The organism is Microbacterium umsixpiens, from assembly GCF_053543675.1.
In genome coordinates this window covers 7,479-9,686 of record NZ_JBLVOH010000101.1, presented here as the reverse complement: position 1 = coordinate 9,686, position 2,208 = coordinate 7,479, and the positions used below count along the sequence as shown (strand labels likewise).

At 68.3% G+C, this 2,208-nt stretch carries 2 protein-coding genes; both read right to left on the bottom strand.

What is annotated here, in order from left to right:
• Window positions 1-37: 37 nt before the first annotated feature.
• The gene (locus ACNPM4_RS10380) at window positions 38-325 is read right to left on the bottom strand and encodes a WXG100 family type VII secretion target (protein WP_105711327.1); all 288 of its coding nucleotides are present in this window, start codon (window positions 323-325) and stop codon (window positions 38-40) included.
• A 120-nt stretch (window positions 326-445) separates the two neighbouring features.
• Window positions 446-2,146, bottom strand: coding sequence for a sensor histidine kinase (locus ACNPM4_RS10375; RefSeq protein WP_448985619.1), 1,701 nt, complete (start codon window positions 2,144-2,146; stop codon window positions 446-448).
• Window positions 2,147-2,208: the final 62 nt, after the last annotated feature.

The following is a 2,208-nucleotide window of genomic DNA, read 5'->3' as shown; positions in this document are numbered from 1 at the left end:
CGGGCGGGGGGCGTTCTGCGTTCGTGTCGGGCGAGGTTCAGCGGAACAGGCTGGCCGAGTACTGGTCGGCGTCCGCGTACTGAGAGGCTGCCGACCCGAGCGAGGTGCCGATCGAGTCGAGCACCTGCTCGACATGGAGCTGCGCGCCCTGCCACTGCTCCGCACATCCCTGGAAGGCGGTGGATGCACTGCCGACCCAGGAGGACTGCAGCTGCCGCAACTGGGCCATGAGCGTGGCCGACTCGGTCTGCAGTCGTTCGATGGTGGCTCTGGTCGCTCCGTGCGCGGCGTGGACGGCTTCGGTGTCGACGGTGAAGACGGACATGAGAACTCCTTCTGTTGGAGTTCCGACGCTAGGCGGACTGGCCCCGCCCGCTCCGTCCCCGGGCCACTCGCGCACAGCGGGTGTGCAGAACCACGAGCCACGGCGGGTCGTGCAGAGCCGTCAGGGCAGGTCGAGCCGTTCCAGGGGCTGGGTGTCCTCGAGAAGGTGCTCGGGCGTGGCGCGGGCAGGCGCAAGAGGGAGCGTGACCGTGAACGTCGCTCCACCTCCCGGAGTCTCCGAGACGTCGACGCCGCCGTGCAGCGCCTTCATGATCGACGCGACGATCGCGAGCCCGAGGCCGGAACCGCCGGTCTCGCGTGCGCGGGATGTGTCGGCGCGCCAGAAGCGCTCGAAGATCTGCTCCCGGATCTGCGGGGGGATACCCTCGCCGTGGTCCACGATCGAGATGCTGCCGGTGCCGAGCACCCGGTCAGAATCGACGACGATCTCGATCGGGCCGTCCTCGGGGGAGAAGCGGCGGGCGTTCCCCAACAGGTTCGTCACGACCTGCCGCACCTTGTTCTCTTCGCCCAGAACGATCGGCGGGGTGCGCACGGGGATGTCGGGGATCTCGGTGAAGTCGATCGCCGGTGCCGGATCCGGCTGCCGCGGACGACGCCGCAGGCGCGAAAGCGCGGTGCGGGAGAGCCCTCGTGCGGGCGGTGTCGCCGGCTGATCCGGTTGAGGAGCAGCCGTGTCCTGTAGCTGGATGGGCGACATCGCCTCGACCGTGCGATCGATCACCGTCACTGTCCGCCCCGGTGCTGCGGCGCGCAGATCGAGAGCGGCGTCCCGGGCGATCGGTCGCAGGTCGAGCGCGACGATCTCGGGCTCGCGCTCTTCGTCCAGACGTGCGAGCGCGAGGAGGTCCTCCACCAGGACACCCATGCGGATGGCCTCCTTCTCGATGCGCTCCATGGCTCTGGCGGTGTCCTCCTCGCCCTTGATCGCCCCCATGCGATACAGCTCCGCATAGCCGCGCACGCTCACCAGCGGCGTGCGCAGCTCGTGGCTCGCGTCCCCGATGAATCGTCGCATGTGCTGAACGCTGCGGTCGCGCTGAGCGAGTGAGCCGTCCACGCGATCCAGCATCGTGTTGATAGCTGTGTTCAGTCGCCCGACCTCGGTGGTCGGTTCGAGGTCGGTCAACCGCTGCCGGAAGTCGCCTGCCGCGATGGACATGGCCGTCGCCTCGACCTGACCGAGCCTGCGGAAGGTGAGTGTGACGAGCCCCCGGGTGAGGAGTGCCGCGATGAGGATCGTGATCAGCGCGATCGTGATGTAGATGCCGAAGTACTGGCTGATGATGCGGTCGGCGGGTGCGAGCGGCAAGGCGACCAGTTGGATGCGCAGCGCGCCGCCCTCCGACCCCACCACCGCGACGGCGCCATGGAAGACGCTGCCGTCTGCGCCGGGGATCTCGAGCGGAATCTGATCGGTGTCTGCGGTCGCCTTGGCGAGTGAGTATTCCGAGGGGAAGAGAGGGGCCTGACCCGACGTGCCTCGCGCAGTGGCACGGAGGACCCCTGTCGCGTCGTAGATCGCGAAAGAGAAGTCCCGTGGCTTCTCTTCACGCGGGGTATAGGTCGTGACGCCGTCGACCGTCGTGGCATCGAAGTACCGTTCGACCAGATCGCTGGACACCAGTGCGGGCAGCTGCGCATCGATGTTGGCGACGAGTGCGTTGCGGAGGATCGGTACGGTTCCGAGACCCGCGACGAGAAGACCGAGAGCGAGCACCGCCACCGTGACCCCGGTGACCTTCGCGCGCAGGCTGATGCGGCGCCACCAGGCGGTGACCGCATCGGGCTTGTTCGCCATGCGGTCCTCCTCGGGCGTTCTGTACGCCGTGGGACGGCGCTGGTGGTCGGGGTCGGTCGTCA